Genomic DNA, 20,455 nt, shown 5'->3' with positions numbered 1-20,455 from the left:
TCAGGGCTGGCTGATTCCGCCCAGATCGATGTCGATGGCATACGGCTTGTCGACCTTGATCCGGTCGCGATGCAAGCCCATGTGCGCGTACGCCTTGGTCCTCAAGTCGAGTTCGTGGACGTGGACGACCGGGCTGCCGTCCGTGCCGCCCTTCTCCACGCGCCAGAAGTGGGGGATACCGGCTGCCGCGTACTTCAGAGGCTTCGTCGTGCGGTCGCGGGACTCGGACTCCGGGGACACGACCTCGACGGCGAGGAGGACGTCCGTGGCCCGAAAACTGGTCTGGTCCAGCCCGGTGACCGCGTCGGCTCGCACCACGCTGACATCGGGCTCGGGGCCATTGCGGTCGTCGAGGAGAACGGTCATCTCCTGCTCGACGCTGAATCCCGGGGGCAGCGAGCTTCGAAGCCCGTTGAACAGCATGTTGATCACTGGATAGTGGAAACGGCGCTGCGGACTCACGAAAACGAGGCTCCCGTCGATCAACTCGGTGTGTCGCGGGAGATCGGGCAGCGTGAACAGATCGTCCACGGTGTAGCCGTCCGTCGGCGGCATCGGCCAGCGAAGGTGGCGGTGCTCAACGGACTCGGCGGTCATGGTTCCTCCCATGGACGGGATCCTGCTGCCTGCCCTCCAAGGTAACCGGGGACACGACACACGTCACCACAAAGAGTGACGACCCCCGTCCGCGCCGCCCCACCCCCCGAAGGGCCTACGCTTGAAAGCTGATCGATCCCCCAGTCAGGAGAGAAATGGCCGTCAATCTGGTCAATGTCGAGAACGTCAGCAAGGTGTACGGCACCCGGGCGCTTCTCGACGGCGTGTCCCTCGGCGTCTCCGAGGGGGACCGCGTCGGTGTCGTCGGCCGTAACGGTGACGGCAAGACGACCATGATCCGGATGCTGGCCAAGCTGGAGGAGCCCGACACCGGTCGCGTCACCCACTCCGGCGGGCTGCGCCTCGGCGTCCTCACCCAGCACGACTCCCTCGACCCCGCCGCCACCGTCCGTCACGAGGTCATCGGCGACCTCGCCGACCACGAGTGGGCGGGCAACGCCAAGATCAGGGACGTACTGACGGGGCTGTTCGGCGGGCTCGACATGCCGGGCTTCCCGCAGGGCCTGGACACCGTCATCGGGCCGCTCTCCGGTGGTGAGCGGCGCCGGATCGCGCTCGCCAAGCTGCTCATCGACGAGCAGGACCTGATCGTCCTCGACGAGCCCACCAACCACCTCGACGTCGAGGGCATCGCCTGGCTCGCCCAGCACCTGCGCGAGCGGCGCTCCGCCCTCGTGTGCGTGACCCACGACCGGTGGTTCCTCGACCAGGTCTGCACCCGCATGTGGGACGTGCAGCGCGGCGACGTCTTCGAGTACGAGGGCGGCTACTCCGACTACGTCTTCGCCCGTGCGGAGCGCGAGCGCATCGCCGCCACCGAGGAGACCAAGCGGCAGAACCTCGTCCGCAAGGAACTGGCCTGGCTGCGGCGCGGCGCCCCCGCCCGCACCTCCAAGCCGCGCTTCCGCGTCGAGGCCGCCAACGAGCTGATCGCGGACGTGCCGCCGCCCCGGGACAGCAGCGAGCTGATGAAGTTCGCGTCGTCCCGGCTCGGCAAGACCGTGTTCGACCTGGAGGACGTGACCGTCCAGGCCGGTCCCAAGGTGCTGCTCAAGCACGTCACCTGGCAGCTCGGCCCCGGCGACCGCATCGGCCTCGTCGGCGTCAACGGCGCCGGCAAGACCTCCCTGCTGCGGGACCTCGCGAACGCCGCGTTCAGCGACGGCGAACAGCAGCCCGCGGGCGGGCACGTCAAGGTCGGCAGGACCGTCAAGCTGGCCTACCTGTCCCAGGAGGTCGCCGAGCTCGACCCCACCTGGCGGGTGCTGGAGGCCGTGCAGCGCGTCCGTGAGCGCGTCGACCTCGGCAAGGGCCGCGAGATGACCGCCGGGCAGCTGTGCGAGACGTTCGGCTTCGGCAAGGAGAAGCAGTGGACGCCGGTCGGTGACCTGTCCGGCGGTGAGCGGCGGCGGCTCCAGTTGCTCCGCCTCCTCATGGACGAGCCCAACGTCCTCTTCCTCGACGAGCCCACCAACGACCTCGACATCGAGACCCTGACCCAGCTGGAGGACGTGCTCGACGGCTGGCCCGGGTCGATGATCGTCATCTCCCACGACCGGTTCTTCGTCGAGCGCACCACCGACCGGGTCTTCGCCCTCCTCGGCGACGGCGCCCTGCGGATGCTGCCGCGCGGCATCGACGAGTACCTGGAGCGGCGGAAGCGGATGGAGGAGGCCGCCGCGGCCAACGCCCCGGCCCCGGCGGCGAAGCCGGCCGCGGAGGTGCCCGAGAAGAGCGCCGCCGACGTGCGTGCCGCCAAGAAGGAACTACAGAAGATCGAACGGCAGCTGGACAAGGTCTCCGAGAAGGAGGCCAAGCTGCACGCGCGGATCGCCGAGAACGCCACCGACTTCGCGAAGGTGGCCGAACTGGACACCGAGCTGCGCGAACTGGCCGGTCAGCGCGAGGAGCTGGAGATGCGTTGGCTGGAACTGGCGGAGGACGCCTGACCCTTCGCAGGCGGGGCGCGCGACGCGTGAAGGGGGCGTGCTGTGCTTTCCGGGGGGATCCCCCCGGGCCCGCCAACGCGTAACAGAGGCATCACGGGCCGGTCCTCCCTTGGGTACAGGGGAGGGCGCGGCCCGGTGTGCCGTCCGGACCGGGTGATAGAAAGGCCGTCCGAGAACTGTCTGAGTGATTGCCGTTCGACGACTCCGGGGGCCGGCGCGTACCTCGGATCGTGGCTAGAAATCAGTAGCTATAAGGGGGAACGCGCTGATGAGCCAGCCGCCCAACCAGCCGCCGCAGCCGGGTGGCTTCGGAGCACCGCAGGATCCACCGCCGGGAGGCTTCGGGGCACCGGCCCCGCCGCCCCCGCAGGGCCCGCCGTCCGGTCCGCCGCCGCAGCCGGGGTACGGCTACCCGCAGCAGGCGCCGCCGCAGCCGGGGTACGGCTACCCGCAGCAGCCGCAGCCGGGACAGCCCGGTCAGCCGGGGCCGTACGCGCAGCCCGGCCCGTACGGCTCAGGGCCGTACGCCCAGCCGCAGCAGCCGGGCCCGTACGGCGGGCAGCCCGGTTACGGCTATCCGCAGCCGCAGTTCCCGGGCGCCCCCGGCACCCCGCCGCCCGGCGGCTCCGGGTCCCGCAACCCCTTCAAGGGCAAGCCCGCCCTCGCCGTGGGCGCCGCCGTCGCGGCCCTGCTCGTCATCGGCGGCGGCGTGTGGGCGGTCACCGCGAACAGCGGCGGCGACAAGGACAAGAAGCCCGTCGCCGGCAAGAGCGACGACCCCAAGCCCTCCGGCTCCGGCGACGCCCCGGTCGACCCCGGTGACGGCCGGGGCGACGGCGGCGAGGACCCCGAGGACCTCAACGAGGGCCGCCAGGCCGGCGAGTCCAAGGTGCTCTGGTACAAGGAGGCGCCCGACGCCCCCGGTTCCGGCGCCGACGCCCCCGGCATGTGGATCACCGACAAGACCGTGGTGAAGGCGGCGTACAAGCAGCTCGTCGCGTACAACGTCGGTGACGGCAAGCCCTCCTGGGAGCCGATCACCTTCCCGGAGAAGATCTGCGCCGTCACCCCGGAGAAGACGGCCGCCGACAAGATCGTCGTCGTCCACATGAGCGGCTCCAGCGACCGCGCCAAGTGCAACCAGATGCAGGAGATCGACCTCGCCACCGGAGCGAAGGGCTGGAAGGGGGAGGTCGAGGACGGCGAACTCTTCGACACCACCCTCTCCGTCGAGCTGAACGTCAGCGGCAACATCCTGATGGTCGGCCGCTCCCAGTCCGGCTCCGCCTACGACGTCACCAGCGGCAAGAAGCTCTACGACAAGAAGCGGTACGGCGACGCCTGCTTCCCCGCCGGCTTCGCGACCGGACCGAAGACGATCGTCCAGGTCGCCTCCTGCGGCGCCGGCGGCAACAACGAGCACGACGAGGTACAGGGCCTCGACCCGAAGACCGGCAAGGTCCTGTGGACCTACAAGTACGGGAAGGGCTGGCGGGTCGAGCGCACCTACTCCGTCGACCCGCTCGTCGTCTACGCCACCAACGAGGACAAGAAGGTCTGGAACATCTCCACCTTCACCGCCAAGGGCACGGTCCTCCAACAGGTCGGCGTCGACGAGGACTTCGCCCCCGAGTGCGGCTGGGCCATCCTCGACCGCGACCTCCAGGGCTGTGCGGGCGTCGTCGTCGCCGCGGGCACGCTCTACCTGCCGACCGAGGCGACCGGAGGCGCCAACGAGATCGTCGCGATCGACCTCGCCTCCGGCAAGGAGAAGTGGCGCGCGAAGTCCCCCGCGGACGAGACGATGATTCCGATGAAGACCGAGGGCGACCAGCTCATCGCCTACGTGCAGCCCTCCTACGACGCGGGCGGCCAGATCGTGTCGATCGCGACCGGCGGCAGCAGCCACACGCCGGCCAAGCTGATGCAGAACCCGCAGGGCGTGGCGGACATCGAGGGCGACTTCTACTCCAAGGACATCGACTGGGTCGACGGGCGGTTCTACATCTCCACCACCCGCCTGACCGGAAACGACGAATCGAAGGAGAAGTTGATGCTCGCCTTCGGCAAGTGACCTTCTTCGCCCGCTCCTTCAGCTTCGCCGGCTCCGCCCGTCCGGTGCGCTCCGTCCGCTCCGTCCGCTCCGGCGGGTCCGCCCGGCCGTCCCCGCCGTCCCCGTTCCCCGAGGTACTCACGTCATGACCCAGCCGCCGCCCCCGCCGTCCCACCAGCCCCCGCAGGGGGGAGGGTTCGGCCCGCCGCAGAACGAACCGCCGCAGCCGCCGGCCCCGCCCGCGGGCGGGGCGCCGAACCCCGGCGGGCCCCCCGCGCCGGGCTACGGCTACCCGCAGACGCCGCCGCAGGCGCCCGCGGTGCCACCGACCCCGCCGACGGGGTCGCCGCAGCCGGGGTACGGATATCCGCAGGCCCCGCCGCAGCCCCAGCCCGGGTACGGCTATCCCGGCCAGCAGCCCGGCCCGTACGGGCAGCCGCAGCCGCAGCAGCCCGGGCCCTACGGGCAGCCGACGCCGTCCTACGGGCAGCCGACGCCGCCGTACGGCCAGCCGGGGCAGCCCGGTCACCCGGGGCAGCCCGGCTACGGCTACCCGCAGGCGACCGTGCCGATGCAGGCTCAGGCCGGCGCGCCGGGCGGCGGCCGGAAGATCAACGCGCAGATGGCGATCATCGTGTCGGCCGTCGTCGCGATCGCGCTGATCATCGGCGGCGGTGTCTGGTACGCGGGCTCCGCCGGCAAGGACGACGACAAGAACGACACCGCGAGCTCCAGCGGCGGCAACGGCGGCAAGGGCGGCACGGACGAGAAGGGCGGCGAGGGCGGCACGTCCTCCGAGGGGGAGGAGAAGGTGCCCGCCGACCCCGCCTCCAAGGTGCTCTTCCAGGTCCCCGCGCCCGCGGTGAGCAAGGAGGACGACAGCGTCGACGTCTCCGGCTCGTGGCTCACCGACAAGGTGTACGCCAAGAGCGGCATCGCCGAGATCGTCGGCTACGACCCCGACAAGGGCAGCAAGAAGTGGACGATCAAGCTCGGCGGCCCCGTCTGCACGGCCAGCCGGCACGTCACCGACGACAACAAGACGGTCATCGTCCACCAGCCCGCCATGCCGACCAAGGCGGAGCCCTCGCACGGCTGCTCCCAGGTCGCGCTGATCGACCTGGACGCGGGGCGGACGCTGTGGACGAAGACCGCCGGTGACCGGCCGATCTCCTTCAACAACGTCACCATCAGCGGAGGCACCGTCGCCGCCGGCAGCAATGACGGCGGCGTCGCCTGGGACATCGCCAAGGGCAACGTCCTGTGGTCCCCGAAGACGGCCGACACCTGCCAGGACGCGGGCTACGGCGGCGGCGAGAAGCTGGTCGCGGTGCGCAGGTGCGGCACGTACGACGCCCAGGAGCTGAAGATCCAGACCATCGCCCCGAAGAGCGGGAAGGTGATCTCCGAGTACCCGATGGCCAAGGGCATCGAGTACGCGAGCATCGTGTCGACGAACCCGCTGGTCGTCGCCGCCGACGTCGGCAAGTCCGCCGGCGACGGCAGCGGCATCTCGGACTTCTTCTCCATCGACAACAAGACCGGCAAGCTGCGCGCCCGCATCCTGGCGCCGGGCGATCAGTTCGCGGCCGAGTGCGACGGCATCACGGAGGTCGAGCACTGCTCGGGCCTCGCGGTCGGCAACGACCGGCTCTACATCCCGACGGAGGAGCACGAGAGCGGCGGCGGCGAGTCGTACAGCCAGACCAACGAGGTCGTCGCCTTCGACCTGGCCACCGGGAAGCAGACCGGGCAGCGCGCCGACGCCGGCGTCGACCACACCATCATCCCGCTGCGCATGGACGGCGCCAACGTGATCGCGTACAAGCGCCCCCCGTACGACAAGGGCGGCCAGATCGTGAGCATCGACGGGGGCACGTTCAAGCAGACCAAGCTGCTGGAGAACCCGGCGACCGAAGCGGTGCGGGACGTGGAGACCAGCATGTCGCCGGAGTACTCCGAGATCATCTACTCGCAGGGGCACCTGTACATGGCGGAGGTGTACGCCAGTGAGCCCACCAGCCCCGACGACAAGGAGTACCTGGTGATCGCGTTCGGCACCAGCGGCTGAGAAAGCCGAGTCCGCCGAGTCCGCTCGGCGCTCCGACGGACCCCCGCGGCCCCGTTCCTGTTCAGGGACGGGGCCGTATTGCGGGGGATTTCGGCGATCCGGGGCAGTTATCACCGGTAGGGGCAGCGCGACGTCGGACTAGCGTGTAGCTTCCGGGGGCATGGAGGGCGGGGTCGGGGCGGGACCGCGGGCGGGGAGCAGCGGGCCTTCGCAGGCCGTGCCGGGGGTCTGGGTGACTGGGGGGTTGCTCTATGGGAGTACGGCTCATGGTGGTCGACGATCACCGATTGCTCGCCGAGGCGCTGGCCTCGGCGCTGAAGCTGCGGGGGCACCGGGTGCTCGCCGCGGCGGCGCCGGCCGCGGGTGCGGCGGAGCTGGTGATCAGCCGGGCGCCGGAGGTGTGCCTGCTGGGAACGGCGACACCGGCCGAGCCGGGGATGTTCGATCCGGTGGTGCGGATCAAGCGGGAGCGTCCGCAGGTGGCGGTGCTGGTCCTGGGACCGGTACCGAACCCTCGCGGGATCGCGGCGGCGTTCGCGGCGGGCGCCTCGGGGTACGTCCGGCACGACGAGCGGATCGAGGGCGTCGAGCGGTCGATCATGAAGGCGCGGGCCGGGGAGGCGGCGGTGGCGCCGTCGCTGTTGCAGGGCGCCTTCGGTGAGCTGCTGAATCCGGCGGCCCAGCCCGACGACGAGGGGCAGCGGCTGCTGCAGATGCTGACGCCCCGGGAGGTGGAGGTCCTGGTCAGGGTCGCCGAGGGGGACGACACGCGCCTGATCGCGGCGGGTATGGGGATCGCCCCGTCCACGGCGCGTACGCACGTCCAGCGCGTGCTGATGAAGCTCGGTGTGGGCTCCCGCCTGGAGGCGGCGGCACTGGCCGCGCGGACGGGGCTGCTGGACCGGGCGGGTGCCTCCGGCGGTTGAGCGGGTGGGGGCACCTCCGGCGGTTGAGCGGGTTTGGGGCGCCTCCGGGTGGGGTGCCTGCGGCGGTTGAGCGGGTGGGGTGCCTGCGGCGGCCTGTGCGGGTCCGGTGGGGGTGCGCGTAGCGCGGTCGGTTGTGTGGGCGGCGGGGCCGCGCCGGGGGGTGTCCGTCCTCGGAGCGGCGCGGAATCGGTCACTTGAAGAGGGGTGGGGCGTTGACGCGCCGACCGCTGCGGGCGGACACCCCCGACACGGCCCCTTCCCGCCGTACGCGGCTGTCCGGCCGCGCGGGGTGCGCCGTCCCGCCAAGGGTGTGGGGTGGGGCCGGCGGTATCCCGCCGGCCCCACCCGACATCCCCGGCGCCGGTCACGGGACCCGCGTCACTCCGCCGGCCCCTCCTCGGCGGAGGGCGGCGGCGGGGCCGTGGGACGCAGCTTCAGCCATGCCAGGAAGAACAGTCCCAGCACCAGCATCCCCAGCCCGGTCCAGAGGTTGATGTTCACCCCCTGCGCCTTGTCGATGTCGTCGTCGGACGCCACGAGGCCCGCGATCGTCACGATGACGCCGTAGACGACGAACAGCCCGCCGATGATCCGCCGGATGTCGAACAGCCGCGCGGCCGTGACGGACTTGGTCTCCAGCTCGGAGACCTCGTCGTGGACGTTCTTCTCGGAATAGGAATCAGACATGCTCTCTCAGTCCTTCCGCGATCAGAACGAGAACGGGATGTAGCAGGCGGCGGCCAGGACGACCGCCCCCCAGCCCAGCAGCGCCGGCTTGCGGTACCACGCGTCGTCGCCCTTGGCGGGCGCCTCGGACATGCCGGGGGAGGTGGTGCCGTAGACCAGGCCCTGCAGCTCGGCGACCGGCTTCGGCGCGGTGAACAGGGACACGGCGACCATGACCACGGCGCCGGCGACGAAGCCCGCGATCGCGGAGACGAAGTTGGCGCCCTGGTCGGAGGGGATGTCGATGATGCCCTGCTTGTAGATGACGAAGTAGTTCACCATCGCCGCGGTGGTGCCCGCGATCAGGCCCCAGAAGCCGGACTTCATGGACGCCCGCTTCCAGAACATGCCGATGATGAAGACCACGAACATCGGCACGTTGAAGAAGGAGAACAGCGTCTGGAGGTAGCTCATGATGTTCGAGAACGACGACGCCAGGAAGGCCGTGCCGATCGAGGCCAGCACGCCGATGACCGTGATCAGGCGGCCGAAGCGGACGTAGTAGTCGTCCTCGCGGTCCTTCACGACGTACTTCGCCCAGATGTCGGTGGTGAAGACCGTGTTGAAGGAGGAGATGTTCGCCGCCATGCCCGCCATGAAGGCGGCCAGCAGGCCGGTCACCGCGATGCCGAGGACGCCGTTGGGCAGCAGTTGCTGCATCAGGTACGGGATCGCGTCGTTGTACTGGAGGTCCGAGCCGGGCGTGCCGATCTTCGGGACGAGGACCGCGGCGACCAGGCCCGGGATCATCACCACGAAGACGATGAAGATCTTCGGGAAGGCGGCGATCAGCGGCGTGCGCTGGGCCGCCGACAGGTTCTTCGCCGACAGGGCGCGCTGCACCTCGGCGAAGTTCGTCGTCCAGTAGCCGAAGGAGAGGACGAAGCCGAGGCCGAGCACGATGGTCAGCCAGTTGGCGCCCAGCGGGTTGTCGCTGCCGATGCCCGTGCCGCCCCACGAGGTCATGAAGTCGGCCCCGCGCGTCTGGGTGAGGGAGTCGGACAGGCCGTCCCAGCCGCCGACCTTCTTCAGGCCCAGGACGGTGATCGGGATGAGGCCGGCCAGGATCACGAAGAACTGGAGGACCTCGTTGTAGATCGCCGAGGACAGGCCGCCCAGGGTGATGTACGCCAGGACGAAGAAGCCGGCGACCACGATGGCGACCCACTGGGGCCAGCCGAGGAGGGCCTCGACGACGATCGCGAGGGCGTAGAGGTTCACGCCGGCGATCAGGATGGCGGCGACCGCGAACAGGGCCGAGCTCAGCAGGTGTGACGCCTTGTCGAAGCGGAGGAGGAGGAACTCCGGGACCGAGCGGACCTTCGAGCCGTAGTAGAACGGCATCATCACCAGGCCGAGGAAGACCATCGCCGGGATGGCGCCGATCCAGTACCAGTGGGTCGTGTAGACGCCGTACTGGGCGCTGTTGGCGGCCATGCCGAGGATCTCGGTGGCGCCCAGGTTGGCCGCGACGAACGCGAGGCCGGTGACCCAGGCGGGCAGCGAGCGGCCGGACAGGAAGAAGTCCAGGCTGGTCTTGACCGAACGCCGGGCGGCGAAGCCGATGCCGAGCACGACGACGAAGTAGATCCCGAGGATCGAGTAGTCGAGCCAGTTGGTGGGGAGTCGAAGCTCCGCGGCTAGGTATGTGGGGGTATGCATGCGAACTCGCTTCGTTGCGCGAACTGATCCCAGCGGAACCTACGCCTCCGCGTTCAGTAATTGAACACTTCTGGTGATGTTCTTTGTTTGATTGTGATGATCGGCATGGCTGGTGAGTTGTGATGTGTTATGTTTGATTGTGTTGGATGATTGTGTGCGGATGCAGGTGTAGAGGAGTCCGGCAGTGAAGAAGACCTCGACCCGGCTGGCCGACGGTCGCGAGCTCGTCCACTACGACCTGCGCGACGACACCGTGCGGGACGCCGTGGACCGCCGCCCGCTGGAGCGGACCGTCACCACCTCCGAGGTCCGCCGCGACCCGCTGCTCGGCGACTCGGTCGCCATCGCCTCGCACCGCCAGGGCCGCACCTACCACCCGCCGGCCGACGAATGCCCCCTGTGCCCCTCGCAGGGCGAGCGGCTGAGCGAGATCCCGGACTCGTCCTACGACGTGGTGGTCTTCGAGAACCGCTTCCCCTCGCTGGCCGGCGACTCCGGCCGCTGCGAGGTCGTCTGCTTCACCTCCGACCACAACGCCTCCTTCGCCGACCTGAGCGACGAGCAGGCCCGCTTGGTGCTGGACGCCTGGACGGACCGCACGGCGGAGCTCTCGCACCTGCCCTCCGTCGAGCAGGTGTTCTGCTTCGAGAACCGGGGCGCCGAGATCGGCGTGACGCTGGGCCACCCGCACGGGCAGATCTACGCCTACCCCTTCACCACCCCCCGCACCGCCCTGATGCTCCGCTCACTCGCCGCGCACAAGGAGGCGACGGGCGGGGAGAACCTGTTCGACGCCGTCCTGGCGGAGGAGCTGGCCGGTGAGCGGGTCGTCCTGGAGAGCGAGCACTGGGCCGCCTTCGTGCCGTACGCCGCGCACTGGCCGTACGAGGTGCACCTCTACCCCAAGCGCCGGGTGCCCGACCTGCTCGGGCTCGACGAGGCGACCCGCACGGAGTTCCCCCAGGTCTATCTGGAACTCTTGAGGCGCTTCGACCGGATCTTCGGCACCGGTGAGCCTCCGACGCCGTACATCGCGGCCTGGCACCAGGCCCCGTTCGGGCAGCTGGAGGACTTCGAGGGCGTGACGCGGGACGACTTCGCGCTGCACCTCGAGCTTTTCACCATCCGCCGGACATCGGGCAAGCTGAAGTTCCTCGCGGGCTCCGAGTCCGGCATGAACGTGTTCATCAACGACGTGCCCCCGGAGCGCGCGGCCGAGCGACTGCGAGAGGTAGCGAGTTCATGAGCGGGAAGTACCTGGTGACGGGCGGGGCCGGATACGTCGGCAGCGTGGTCGCCCAGCATCTGCTGGAGGCCGGCCACGAGGTCGTCGTCCTCGACAACCTCTCGACCGGCTTCAGGGAGGGCGTCCCGGCGGGCGCCTCCTTCGTCGAGGGCGACATCCGCGACGCCGCCAAGTGGCTGGACCCGTCGTACGACGGCGTCCTGCACTTCGCCGCCTTCTCCCAGGTCGGCGAGTCGGTCGTGAAGCCCGAGAAGTACTGGGACAACAACGTCGGCGGCACCATGGCCCTGCTGGAGGCCATGCGCACGGCCGGCGTCGGCCGCCTCGTCTTCTCCTCCACGGCCGCCACGTACGGCGAGCCCGACGAGGTCCCGATCGTCGAGACCGCGCCGACGAAGCCCACCAACCCCTACGGCGCCTCCAAGCTCGCCGTCGACCACATGATCACCGGCGAGGCGGCGGCCCACGGCCTGGGCGCGGTCTCGCTGCGCTACTTCAACGTCGCGGGCGCCTACGGCCAGTACGGCGAGCGCCACGACCCCGAGTCCCACCTCATCCCGCTGGTCCTCCAGGTGGCACAGGGCAGGCGCGAGGCGATCTCCGTCTTCGGCGACGACTACCCGACGCCGGACGGTACCTGCGTCCGCGACTACATCCACGTCGCCGACCTGGCCGACGCCCACCTGCTGGCCCTGGACGCGGCCGCCCCCGGCGAGCACCTCATCTGCAACCTGGGCAACGGCAACGGCTTCTCCGTCCGCGAGGTCGTCGAGACCGTCCGCCGGGTGACGGGCCACCCGATCCCCGAGGTCGTGGCCCCCCGCCGGGGCGGCGACCCGGCGGTCCTGGTGGCGTCGGCGGACACCGCCCGCGAGAAACTGGGCTGGAACCCGTCCCGCGCGGACCTCGCGGGGATCGTGGCGGACGCGTGGGAGTTCGCGCAGCAGCGCGCGAAGTAGACCGTACGGACGGAAAGAGCGAGGGGTCAGGGCATGGGCGAGGCTGTCGCAGGGGACGGCGCAGGAGCTGTCGGCGAGCGGTTCCGGGAGCTGTACGGGGCGGACCCCGAGGGGGTGTGGGCGGCGCCGGGCCGGGTCAACCTCATCGGCGAGCACACCGACTACAACGACGGCTTCGTCATGCCGTTCGCCCTGCCGCACACCGCCCTCGCGGCGGTCTCCCGGCGCGACGACGGCATCCTGCGCCTGCACTCGGCGGACATCGGCGCCGCCCCCGTCGAGCTGCGCGTCGCCGACCTGACCCCCGAGTCGGACAGGTCCTGGACCGCGTACCCCTCGGGCGTCGTCTGGGCGCTGCGCGAGGCCGGCCACGAGCTGACCGGTGCCGACATCCACCTCGCCTCGACGGTCCCGTCCGGCGCGGGCCTCTCCTCCTCGGCGGCCCTGGAGATCGTCGTCGCCCTCGCCCTGAACGACCTGCACTCCCTCGGCCTGCGCGGCTGGCAGCTGGCCCGCCTGTGCCAGCGCGCCGAGAACGTCTACGTCGGCGCCCCCGTCGGCATCATGGACCAGACCGCCTCCGCCTGCTGCGAAGCGGGCCACGCCCTGTTCCTCGACACCCGCGACCTCTCCCAGCGCCAGATCCCCTTCGACCTCGACGCCGAGGGCATGCGCCTCCTCGTCGTCGACACGCAGGTCAAGCACTCCCACAGCGAGGGCGAGTACGGCAAGCGCCGCGCCGGCTGCGAGAAGGGCGCCGCGCTGCTCGGCGTGAACGCGCTGCGCGACGTGGCCTACGAGGAGCTCGACGCGGCACTGGAGCGGCTGGCCGACGACGAGGAGGTGAGCCGCCTGGTGAGGCACGTCGTCACGGAGGACGAACGCGTCGAGCGGGTGGTGTCGCTGCTGGAGTCCGGCGACACCCGTGCCATCGGGCCCGTCCTGGTCGAGGGCCACACCTCCCTGCGCGACGACTTCCGCATCTCCTGCCCGGAGCTCGACCTGGTCGTCGACACCGCCCTCGCCGCCGGCGCCCTGGGCGCCCGCATGACCGGCGGAGGCTTCGGCGGCTCGGCGATCGTCCTGGCGGAGACGGCCGACGTGGACGCCATCACGAAGGCGGTGGAGGAGGCCTTCGCGACGGCGGGCCACAAGGCTCCTCGCGTGTTCGAGGCGGTGCCTTCGGCGGGGGCGCGGCGGATCGTCTGACGCCGGAGACCCGGACTGCCCTCACCGGTCCCGGCCGAGGGCAGTCCGTCGCCGGCGTGGCCGTGCCGGCCGTGCGGCGAGCCTGTCTCAGGCGCCGGTGACGCCGTCGATCCCCTCGCGGATGAGGTCGGCGTGACCGTTGTGACGCGCGTACTCCTCGATCATGTGCACCATGATCCAGCGCAGCGAGACCCCCTGGTCACCGACGTGTCCCGCTTCCTGCTCGGGCAGGTGGCCGGAGGCGTCGAGCGACGCGCCGGCGATCAGCTCACGGCCTCGGGCGACCTCCGCCCGCCAGGCGGCCGTCGCCTCGTCGAGCCCTCGGTCCGGCCGAAGGGCGAAACCGTCGAGGCCGCCCTCCCCGAAGACCGGCGGCACGTCCTGACCCGCGAAAACACGTTGGAACCAGTTGCGCTCCACCTCGGCCATGTGCTGCACGAGGCCGAGCAGCGTCATCGACGACGGTGACGCCGCGGCGAGCCTCACCTGCTCGTCCTTCAGGCCGGAACACTTCGAGGCGAGAGTCGCACGGTGGAAGTCGAGCCACGCTTCCAGCATGACGCGCTCGCCGGCATGCGGAGGCGGTATCGGCCGCCCGTCCGGTGTCGTATCCATGACCACACCATGCCAGCAGCGACGGCGCCCCCCACGACCGCCTTCGCCGGCGACGAGAGGCGGCGGCGCTCACGGGGCCTGGCCGGTCCGGCGGCCGCCCCGGGTACGAGAACCGGCCGTACCGTCCGTACGGGGAACGAGCTGCCTTCGCCACCGACCTCGGCACCTGGACGATCGGCACCACCGGACCGCCCGCTCCAGCGCGAAGGACACGGGGCCGGAGCCCGAGTGACGACCGGCTCCGTTGCCTCCGGCCGCCTCACCCCAGCCGCTTGGTCAGCGTGTACTCCGTGATCCCCGGCGGGTAGTCCGGGATCACGCACACCACCTCGTAGCCGTGCCCGCGGTAGAAGTCCGGAGCCTGGAAGTCCCAGGTCTCCACGCGGGCCGCCGTGCAGCCCCGTTCCTCGCGGGCACCTCGCTCCGCCTCCGTCAGCAGGGCCGAGCCCAGGCCCGCCCCCCGGCACCGGTCGTCCACCCACAGGTACGTCACGTGGAGCCAGCTCGCCCAGGTGTGGCCGACCAGGCCGCCCGCCAGGCCGCCCGCCTCGTCCAGCACCCAGACGTGCAGCGGGAATTCGCGTTCGTGAGGGGTTCCGCGCAGGGAGCGCAGGATGGCCGAGGCCGCCGTGTTCGTCTCCCGCAGGCGGGTGCGCAGCAGATTGCGCCGTGCCTTGTCTACTTCTGTCACAAGACGAAACATGCGGCTCACCATAAACGCGCCGGGCTGTCAGTTCTGCAAATAGCCTTCCGCTCCCGGCCCCCGCCCGTACTCTGATGAGCAGCACCGGTGGGGGCCGGTGCCGTTCAGGGGGCGAGACAGCCGGGTACGGCGCCCGGGGCGGGGTGGCGGTCACTGCACGGCGGCGGCCGTGCGGCTGCGGCGACCCGTCCCGGAGTACCGAGTGCACAGCCGGATACGGGGCTTCGGGCGCCGTACCCGTGCCGGTGTCGTTTTCCGAGGACGGACAGACGATGGGTATCCCCTGCTCCTCGAGGAGCGTGGGGGAGGGGGTTTCGTGGTTCGTATCCGAGTCCTGGTCGTCGATGATCACCGCATCTTCGCCGAGTCGCTCGCCGCCGCCCTGGCCGCCGAGCCGGACGTCGACGTCTCCGCGGCCGGCAGCGGCCCGGCCGCGCTGCGCTGCCTGGAGCGGGCCGCGTCCGACGGGCGGCGGTTCGACGTGCTGCTCGTCGACGCCGACCTGGGGGGCCAGGTACCCGGCGTGCGCCCGGCCGTACCCGTGCGGGACGGCAACGAGGACGGGCTGGTGGACGGGATCTCCCTGGTCGCCGGGGTGCGATCGGGGCAGCCGAGCGTACGGATCGTGGTCCTCGCCGAGAAGGACGACCCCCGGCGGGCGGCCCTCGCGCTGGGGGCCGGCGCCTCCGGATGGGTGGCCAAGGACTGCTCCCTGTCGCGGCTGCTCAACGTCATACGGGGCGTCCTGCGCGACGAGACGCACCTGCCGCCCGCCCTGCTCACCGGCGTCCTGCGCGAACTGACCGCCGCCCGCAAGCACCGCACCGAGAGCGAGCGGCTGGTGGAGTCGCTGACCCCGCGGGAGCGGGAGGTGCTGCGCTGCATGGTCGCCGGGCTCGGACGCAAGGCCGTCGCGGAGCGGCTGTACCTGTCCCCGCACACCGTGCGCACACACATGCAGAACGTGCTGGGCAAGCTGGGCGTCCACTCCACCCTCGCCGCCGTGGCGCTGGCCCGGCGGGCCGGGGTGGGGCCCGCCGAGCTGGGGCCTCCCGGGCAGATCGGGTCCCAGGAGAGCAACAGCGCCTGATCAACGCAGGCAAGCGGGGCCTGGTGCGTGCGGACACCAGGCGGAGGAGGGGCGTCGGCGCGGACCGTCGGCGACCGACGACAGGGCGGCTGATGTGCGTGCCGGACGCCGCGTCCGCGGCACGGTCTGCCCGGGAAGCCCTCAACCGGGGATGTTGTCGAACGGGGCGGTCAGCCGGCGCAGCAGTGCCGCCAGTTCGCCGCGCTGGGCGCGGGAGAGTTCGCCCAGGATCGCGCGCTCCTGGGCGAGCAGGCCCGCCAGCGACTGGTCGGCGCGGTCCCGGCCCTCGTCCGTGAGCCGGACCAGGACGCCGCGCCGGTCACTGGGATCGGGCAGGCGTTCCACCAGGCCCTTCTTGGCCAGGCGGTCGATACGGTTGGTCATCGTGCCCGAGGTGACCAGGGTCTGGGTGAGGAGCTGCCCCGGCGAGAGCTGGTACGGCGTACCCGCGCGGCGCAGTGCCGTCAGGACGTCGAACTCCCAGGGCTCCAGGTGGTGTTCGGAGAAGGCCAGGCGGCGTGCGCGGTCCAGGTGCCGGGCGAGCCGGCTGACCCGGCTCAGCACCTCGAGCGGTTCCACGTCGAGGTCCGGGCGCTCCCGGCGCCACGCTGCGACCAGCCGATCGACCTCGTCCTCCATGACGATCAGTGTAGTGGTTGTGTCGATGTGAAGTCTCTTGACGTCAACAGTCTTGACGTCGATTTATCGTGCGGGTGACGCTGGGTACCCGCCCCGCACGGCCCGCCCCTGGAGGCCCCATGCCCGCCACCGCCCCCCTCTGGGACCCCGCCCAGTACCTGCGCCACGCCGGCCACCGCGCCCGCCCCTTCACCGACCTCCTCGCCCGCGTCCCGGAACTGCCCGGTGACCCGCCCCGCATCGCCGACCTCGGCTGCGGCCCCGGCAACGTCACCGTCCTGCTCGCCGACCGCTGGCCCACCGCCCGCATCACCGGCTACGACAGCTCACCCCAGATGCTCGAACGGGCCCGGGAGCACGCCGGCCCCACGTCCGGCGGCGGCCACCTCGACTTCGCCCCCGCCGACGCCCGCACCTGGACCTCCGACGAGCCCTGCGACCTCGTCATCAGCAACGCCACCCTCCAGTGGGTCCCCGGCCACGTCGAGCGCTTCCCCGACTGGATCGACCGCCTCGCCCCCGGCGGCATCCTCGCCTTCCAGGTACCCGGCAACTTCGACGCCCCCAGCCACCGCCTGATGCGCGACCTCGCCCACTCCCCGCGCTGGCGGGACCGCCTCGCCGGCGTCCTGGGCCACGACGACGCCGTCCTCACCCCCGAGGCCTACCTCGCCCGCCTCACCGCCGCCGGCTGCACCGCCGACGTGTGGGAGACGACGTACGTCCACCTGCTGCCCGGCGAGGACGCCGTGCTCGACTGGGTGAAGGGGACGGGGCTGCGTCCCGTGCTCACCGCACTCGACGACGACCCGGAGGCCCGCGACGCGTTCGTCGAGGAGTACCGGACCGCCCTGCGCGCCGCCTACCCGGCCGGCGCGCACGGCACACCGTTCCCCTTCCGCCGCGTCTTCGCCGTCGCCCGGAAGCCGCACAACCCCTGACCGCCACAGCCGGTCACATGAGAAGCGGCACGCCCCGGGCCCGCACGCCGCCGCTCACGCCACGCCCTCCGCGACGAGCGCGTCGATGGCGTCCTCGGACAGGCCCAGCTCGCCGAGTACGGCGCGGGTGTGCTCGCCCAGCGCCGGCACCGCCTCCATACGGGGCGCGTCCCCGGTCGGGCCGGGCGGTGCCATCGCCGGGACCGGACCGGCCGGCGTCGGCACCCGGTGCACGCGTCCGCGCGCGGCCAGCTGAGGGTGGTCCCACACCTCGGCGAGCGTGTTCACCCGGGCGTTGGCGACCGGCACCGCGCTGAGCAGCGCGATCGCCTCCGCACCGGTCAGCTCCGCGAACCGCGCCGCGACCAGCCCGCCCAGCGCCTCCCGGTGCGTGTGGCGGTCCGCGTTGGTGGCGTAGTGCGGATGACCGGCCAGCTCCGGGCGGCCCAGGAACCCCGCGCAGAAACCACGCCACTCGCGCTCGTTCTGCACCGCCATCATGACCACGTCACCGTCCCCCGCCGTGAACGGCCCGTACGGGTGGATCGTCGCGTGCGCGGCGCCCGCCCGGGGCGGCGGCCCGGCACCGTCGAAGGCGTAGTACAGGGGGAAGCCCATCCACTCCACGGTGGCCTCCAGCATCGACACGTCCAGATGCGTGCCCCGCCCCGTCCGCCCGCGCTCCAGCAGCGCACCGAGGACCGAACTGTACGCGTACATCCCGGCGGCGATGTCCGACACGGAGATCCCCACCTTGGCCATGTCGTCCGGCGTGCCCGTGACGGACAGCAGCCCCGACTCGGACTGCACCATCAGGTCGTACGCCTTGCGGCCCTCGTACGGGCCCGGGGCGCCGTAACCGGAGATGTCGCACACGATCAGCTCCGGGTGCCGGGCCCGCAGCTCCTCAGCCCCCAGCCCGGCCCGGGCCGCCGCCCCCGGCGCCAGGTTCTGGAGGAAGACGTCGGCGTCCGCGATCAGACGGCGCAGCACCTCCATGCCGCGCGGGTCCTTGAAGTCCAGGGTGAGGGACTCTTTGTTGCGGTTGGCCCACACGAAGTGCGAACTCAGACCCCGCACCCGGGTGTCGTAGGACCGGGCGAAGTCCCCCGTCCCGGGACGCTCCACCTTGATCACCCGCGCGCCGAGGTCGGCGAGCTGCCGGCTCGCATAGGGAGCGGCGATCGCCTGTTCGAGGGAGACGACGGTGATTCCGCGCAACGGCTGCATGTGCTGGGTTCCGTCCTCTCCACCCCCCGGCGGCACGCCGCGGGCCGACACGCTCTAGCTCTTGCGGTGCCCTATCAGCCGAGGCTTCGGCTCCAGGCCGTCCAGCCCGTGCCACGCCAGGTTCACCAGGTGCGCCGCCACCTCCGCCTTCTTCGGCTTGCGCACGTCCAGCCACCACTGCCCCGTCAGCGCCACCATGCCGACCAGCGCCTGCGCGTACAGCGGGGCCAGCTTGGCGTCGAAACCGCGGTTCTTGAACTCGCGGCCCAGGATGTCCTCCACCTGGGTGGCGATGTCCGAGATGAGCGAGGCGAAGGAACCCGTCGACTGCGGGATGGGCGAATCACGGACCAGGATGCGGAAACCGTCCGTGTACTCCTCGATGTAGTCCAGCAGGGCGAAAGCCGCCTGCTCGCACAGCTCACGCGGATGCCCGGCGGTCAGGGAACTGGTCACCATGTCCAGCAGCCGCCGCATCTCACGGTCCACCACCACCGCGTACAGCCCCTCCTTGCCACCGAAATGCTCGTACACCACCGGCTTGGACACCCCGGCCTTCGCCGCGATCTCCTCCACCGACGTGCCCTCGAAACCCTTCGCCGCGAACAGCGTGCGACCGATCTCCAGCAGCTGCTGGCGCCGCTCGGCACCGGTCATCCGGGTGCGACGCGCGCGCCGGGGCTTCTCATTGCTCGGGGTGCTGCTGGAGTCGGTCGCCACGCCGACCATCATGCCGCCTCGACGGTTTCCTTCCGGCGGCGGGAGGAACCTTGGTCCGTGTTGCGGCGGGAATCGATACGCGAGCGTGACGGCCACCGCACGTCGTACGCCCACCCGAACCGCTCGAACCAGCGGATCAGCCGGGCGGACGAGTCCAGCTGCCCGCGCATCACACCGTGCCGCGCCGACGTCGGGTCGGCGTGGTGCAGGTTGTGCCAGGACTCGCCGCAGGACAGCACCGCCAGCCACCACACGTTCCCCGAACGGTCCCGCGACTTGAACGGCCGCTTGCCGACCGCATGACAGATCGAGTTGATCGACCACGTGACATGGTGCAGCAACGCCACCCGGACGAGTGAACCCCAGAAGAAGCCGGTGAACGCCCCCCACCAGGACATCGTCACCAGCCCGCCGATCAGCGCCGGCAGAGCCAGGGACAGCGCCGTCCACCAGATGAACTGGCGCGAGATCGCACGGAGCACCGGATCCTTGATCAGATCCGGCGCGTACTTGTCCTGCGGGGTCTGCTCCTCGTCGAACATCCATGCGATATGGGCCCACCACAGGCCCTTCATCAGCGCCGGCACCGTCTCGCCGTACCGCCACGGCGAATGCGGATCACCCTCGTCGTCGGAGAACTTGTGATGCTTGCGGTGATCGGCCACCCAGCGGACCAGCGGCCCCTCCACCGCCATCGAACCCGCGATCGCAAGCGCGATCTTCAGCGGCCGCTTCGCCTTGAAGGAACCATGGGTGAAGTGGCGGTGGAAGCCGATGGTGATGCCGTGGCAGCCCAGGAAGTAGAAGAAGACCAACAGGCCCACGTCCAGCCAGCTCACGCCCCACCCCCACGCCAGCGGCACCGCCGCCACCAGCGCGAGGAACGGAACGATGATGAACAGCAGCAGCGTGATCTGCTCCAGGGACCGCTTCCGCTCACCACCCAGCGTGGCGGAGGGCGCGGACGTGCCGTCGGAAGGCGGCTGCGGAGCGTCTGGGATCACATCGGAACTCGTGGTCATGCGCGTCCCCTGTGGGATCGAGGGTGGGGTCGGGGGTCGTGGGGCTCTGTCCGGTGCCGGGTTCCGGAAACCACGC

18 protein-coding genes are annotated in these 20,455 nt (G+C 71.0%); 9 read left to right on the top strand and 9 right to left on the bottom strand.

The annotated features are described in order from the left end of the window. Window positions 1-597, bottom strand: coding sequence for a Uma2 family endonuclease (locus ACP4J0_RS00680; RefSeq protein WP_426596901.1), 597 nt, complete (start codon window positions 595-597; stop codon window positions 1-3). A gap of 155 nt (window positions 598-752) precedes the next feature. Between ACP4J0_RS00680 and ACP4J0_RS00675 the strand changes: the two genes are divergently transcribed. The 4 genes from ACP4J0_RS00675 (at window position 753) to ACP4J0_RS00660 (ending at window position 7,617) form a co-directional block, all read left to right on the top strand. Further along, complete coding sequence (locus tag ACP4J0_RS00675) at window positions 753-2,567, top strand: ABC-F family ATP-binding cassette domain-containing protein (RefSeq protein ID WP_426596612.1); 1,815 nt, start codon at window positions 753-755, stop codon at window positions 2,565-2,567. Between the two features lie 268 nt (window positions 2,568-2,835). Further along, window positions 2,836-4,641 carry a PQQ-binding-like beta-propeller repeat protein gene (locus ACP4J0_RS00670; protein WP_426596611.1) on the top strand — a complete coding sequence of 602 codons (1,806 nt, stop codon included), beginning with the start codon at window positions 2,836-2,838 and terminating at the stop codon, window positions 4,639-4,641. Between the two features lie 124 nt (window positions 4,642-4,765). Beyond that, entirely contained in the window at window positions 4,766-6,691 is a 1,926-nt protein-coding gene (locus tag ACP4J0_RS00665) for a PQQ-binding-like beta-propeller repeat protein (protein WP_426596610.1), read from the top strand. A gap of 251 nt (window positions 6,692-6,942) precedes the next feature. Further along, the gene (locus ACP4J0_RS00660) at window positions 6,943-7,617 is read left to right on the top strand and encodes a helix-turn-helix transcriptional regulator (protein ID WP_426596609.1); all 675 of its coding nucleotides are present in this window, start codon (window positions 6,943-6,945) and stop codon (window positions 7,615-7,617) included. 378 nt (window positions 7,618-7,995) lie between these two features. On the opposite strand, the gene ACP4J0_RS00655 is transcribed toward ACP4J0_RS00660, so the two are convergent. Both ACP4J0_RS00655 and ACP4J0_RS00650 read right to left on the bottom strand, forming a co-directional pair. Further along, window positions 7,996-8,304: a hypothetical protein gene (locus ACP4J0_RS00655; protein ID WP_426596608.1), complete on the bottom strand. Its 309-nt coding sequence runs from the start codon at window positions 8,302-8,304 to the stop codon at window positions 7,996-7,998. 21 nt (window positions 8,305-8,325) lie between these two features. Next, a complete protein-coding gene (locus ACP4J0_RS00650) occupies window positions 8,326-10,005 on the bottom strand; it encodes a sodium:solute symporter family protein (protein WP_426596607.1) in 1,680 nt (559 codons plus the stop codon). Between the two features lie 184 nt (window positions 10,006-10,189). On the opposite strand from ACP4J0_RS00650, the gene galT reads away from it, so the two are divergent. From galT to galK, 3 genes are read left to right on the top strand one after another with little or no spacing between them, the layout of a single operon-like run. After that, on the top strand, window positions 10,190-11,251 hold the full coding sequence (gene galT / locus ACP4J0_RS00645; protein ID WP_426596606.1) for a galactose-1-phosphate uridylyltransferase: 1,062 nt from the start codon (window positions 10,190-10,192) through the stop codon (window positions 11,249-11,251). Continuing rightward, window positions 11,248-12,210, top strand: coding sequence for a UDP-glucose 4-epimerase GalE (galE, locus tag ACP4J0_RS00640; RefSeq protein ID WP_426596605.1), 963 nt, complete (start codon window positions 11,248-11,250; stop codon window positions 12,208-12,210). Before galT ends, galE begins: the two co-directional genes overlap by 4 nt. 33 nt (window positions 12,211-12,243) lie before the next feature. Beyond that, window positions 12,244-13,419, top strand: a complete 1,176-nt coding sequence (galK, locus tag ACP4J0_RS00635) for a galactokinase (protein ID WP_426596604.1) — start codon at window positions 12,244-12,246, stop codon at window positions 13,417-13,419. 87 nt (window positions 13,420-13,506) lie between these two features. On the opposite strand, the gene ACP4J0_RS00630 is transcribed toward galK, so the two are convergent. Then, window positions 13,507-14,034 (bottom strand): DinB family protein, encoded by a 528-nt coding sequence (locus ACP4J0_RS00630; RefSeq protein ID WP_426596603.1) that lies wholly within the window; start codon window positions 14,032-14,034, stop codon window positions 13,507-13,509. A gap of 259 nt (window positions 14,035-14,293) precedes the next feature. Beyond that, window positions 14,294-14,749 carry a GNAT family N-acetyltransferase gene (locus ACP4J0_RS00625; protein WP_426596602.1) on the bottom strand — a complete coding sequence of 152 codons (456 nt, stop codon included), beginning with the start codon at window positions 14,747-14,749 and terminating at the stop codon, window positions 14,294-14,296. A 304-nt stretch (window positions 14,750-15,053) separates the two neighbouring features. Between ACP4J0_RS00625 and ACP4J0_RS00620 the strand changes: the two genes are divergently transcribed. Beyond that, window positions 15,054-15,827 carry a LuxR C-terminal-related transcriptional regulator gene (locus ACP4J0_RS00620; protein WP_426596601.1) on the top strand — a complete coding sequence of 258 codons (774 nt, stop codon included), beginning with the start codon at window positions 15,054-15,056 and terminating at the stop codon, window positions 15,825-15,827. Window positions 15,828-15,968: 141 nt separating this feature from the next. On the opposite strand, the gene tamR is transcribed toward ACP4J0_RS00620, so the two are convergent. After that, window positions 15,969-16,466 carry a MarR family transcriptional regulator TamR gene (tamR, locus tag ACP4J0_RS00615; protein WP_426596600.1) on the bottom strand — a complete coding sequence of 166 codons (498 nt, stop codon included), beginning with the start codon at window positions 16,464-16,466 and terminating at the stop codon, window positions 15,969-15,971. 119 nt (window positions 16,467-16,585) lie between these two features. On the opposite strand from tamR, the gene ACP4J0_RS00610 reads away from it, so the two are divergent. Further along, window positions 16,586-17,407: a trans-aconitate 2-methyltransferase gene (locus tag ACP4J0_RS00610; protein WP_426596599.1), complete on the top strand. Its 822-nt coding sequence runs from the start codon at window positions 16,586-16,588 to the stop codon at window positions 17,405-17,407. A 54-nt stretch (window positions 17,408-17,461) separates the two neighbouring features. Here ACP4J0_RS00610 and ACP4J0_RS00605 read toward each other — a convergent pair whose 3' ends face one another. Genes ACP4J0_RS00605 through ACP4J0_RS00595 form a run of 3 tightly spaced genes read right to left on the bottom strand, consistent with a single transcriptional unit; the run spans window position 17,462 to window position 20,379 of the window. Further along, window positions 17,462-18,637 (bottom strand): CaiB/BaiF CoA transferase family protein, encoded by a 1,176-nt coding sequence (locus tag ACP4J0_RS00605; RefSeq protein WP_426596598.1) that lies wholly within the window; start codon window positions 18,635-18,637, stop codon window positions 17,462-17,464. Window positions 18,638-18,691: 54 nt separating this feature from the next. Further along, on the bottom strand, window positions 18,692-19,369 hold the full coding sequence (locus tag ACP4J0_RS00600; RefSeq protein ID WP_310872965.1) for a TetR/AcrR family transcriptional regulator: 678 nt from the start codon (window positions 19,367-19,369) through the stop codon (window positions 18,692-18,694). After that, a complete protein-coding gene (locus ACP4J0_RS00595) occupies window positions 19,366-20,379 on the bottom strand; it encodes an acyl-CoA desaturase (protein WP_426596597.1) in 1,014 nt (337 codons plus the stop codon). Before ACP4J0_RS00595 ends, ACP4J0_RS00600 begins: the two co-directional genes overlap by 4 nt. Between the last annotated feature and the right edge of the window lie 76 nt (window positions 20,380-20,455).

Source organism: Streptomyces sp. WG7 (assembly GCF_049975785.1).
Taxonomy (GTDB): domain Bacteria; phylum Actinomycetota; class Actinomycetes; order Streptomycetales; family Streptomycetaceae; genus Streptomyces.
This window is presented reverse-complemented; position numbering and strand designations above follow the sequence as displayed.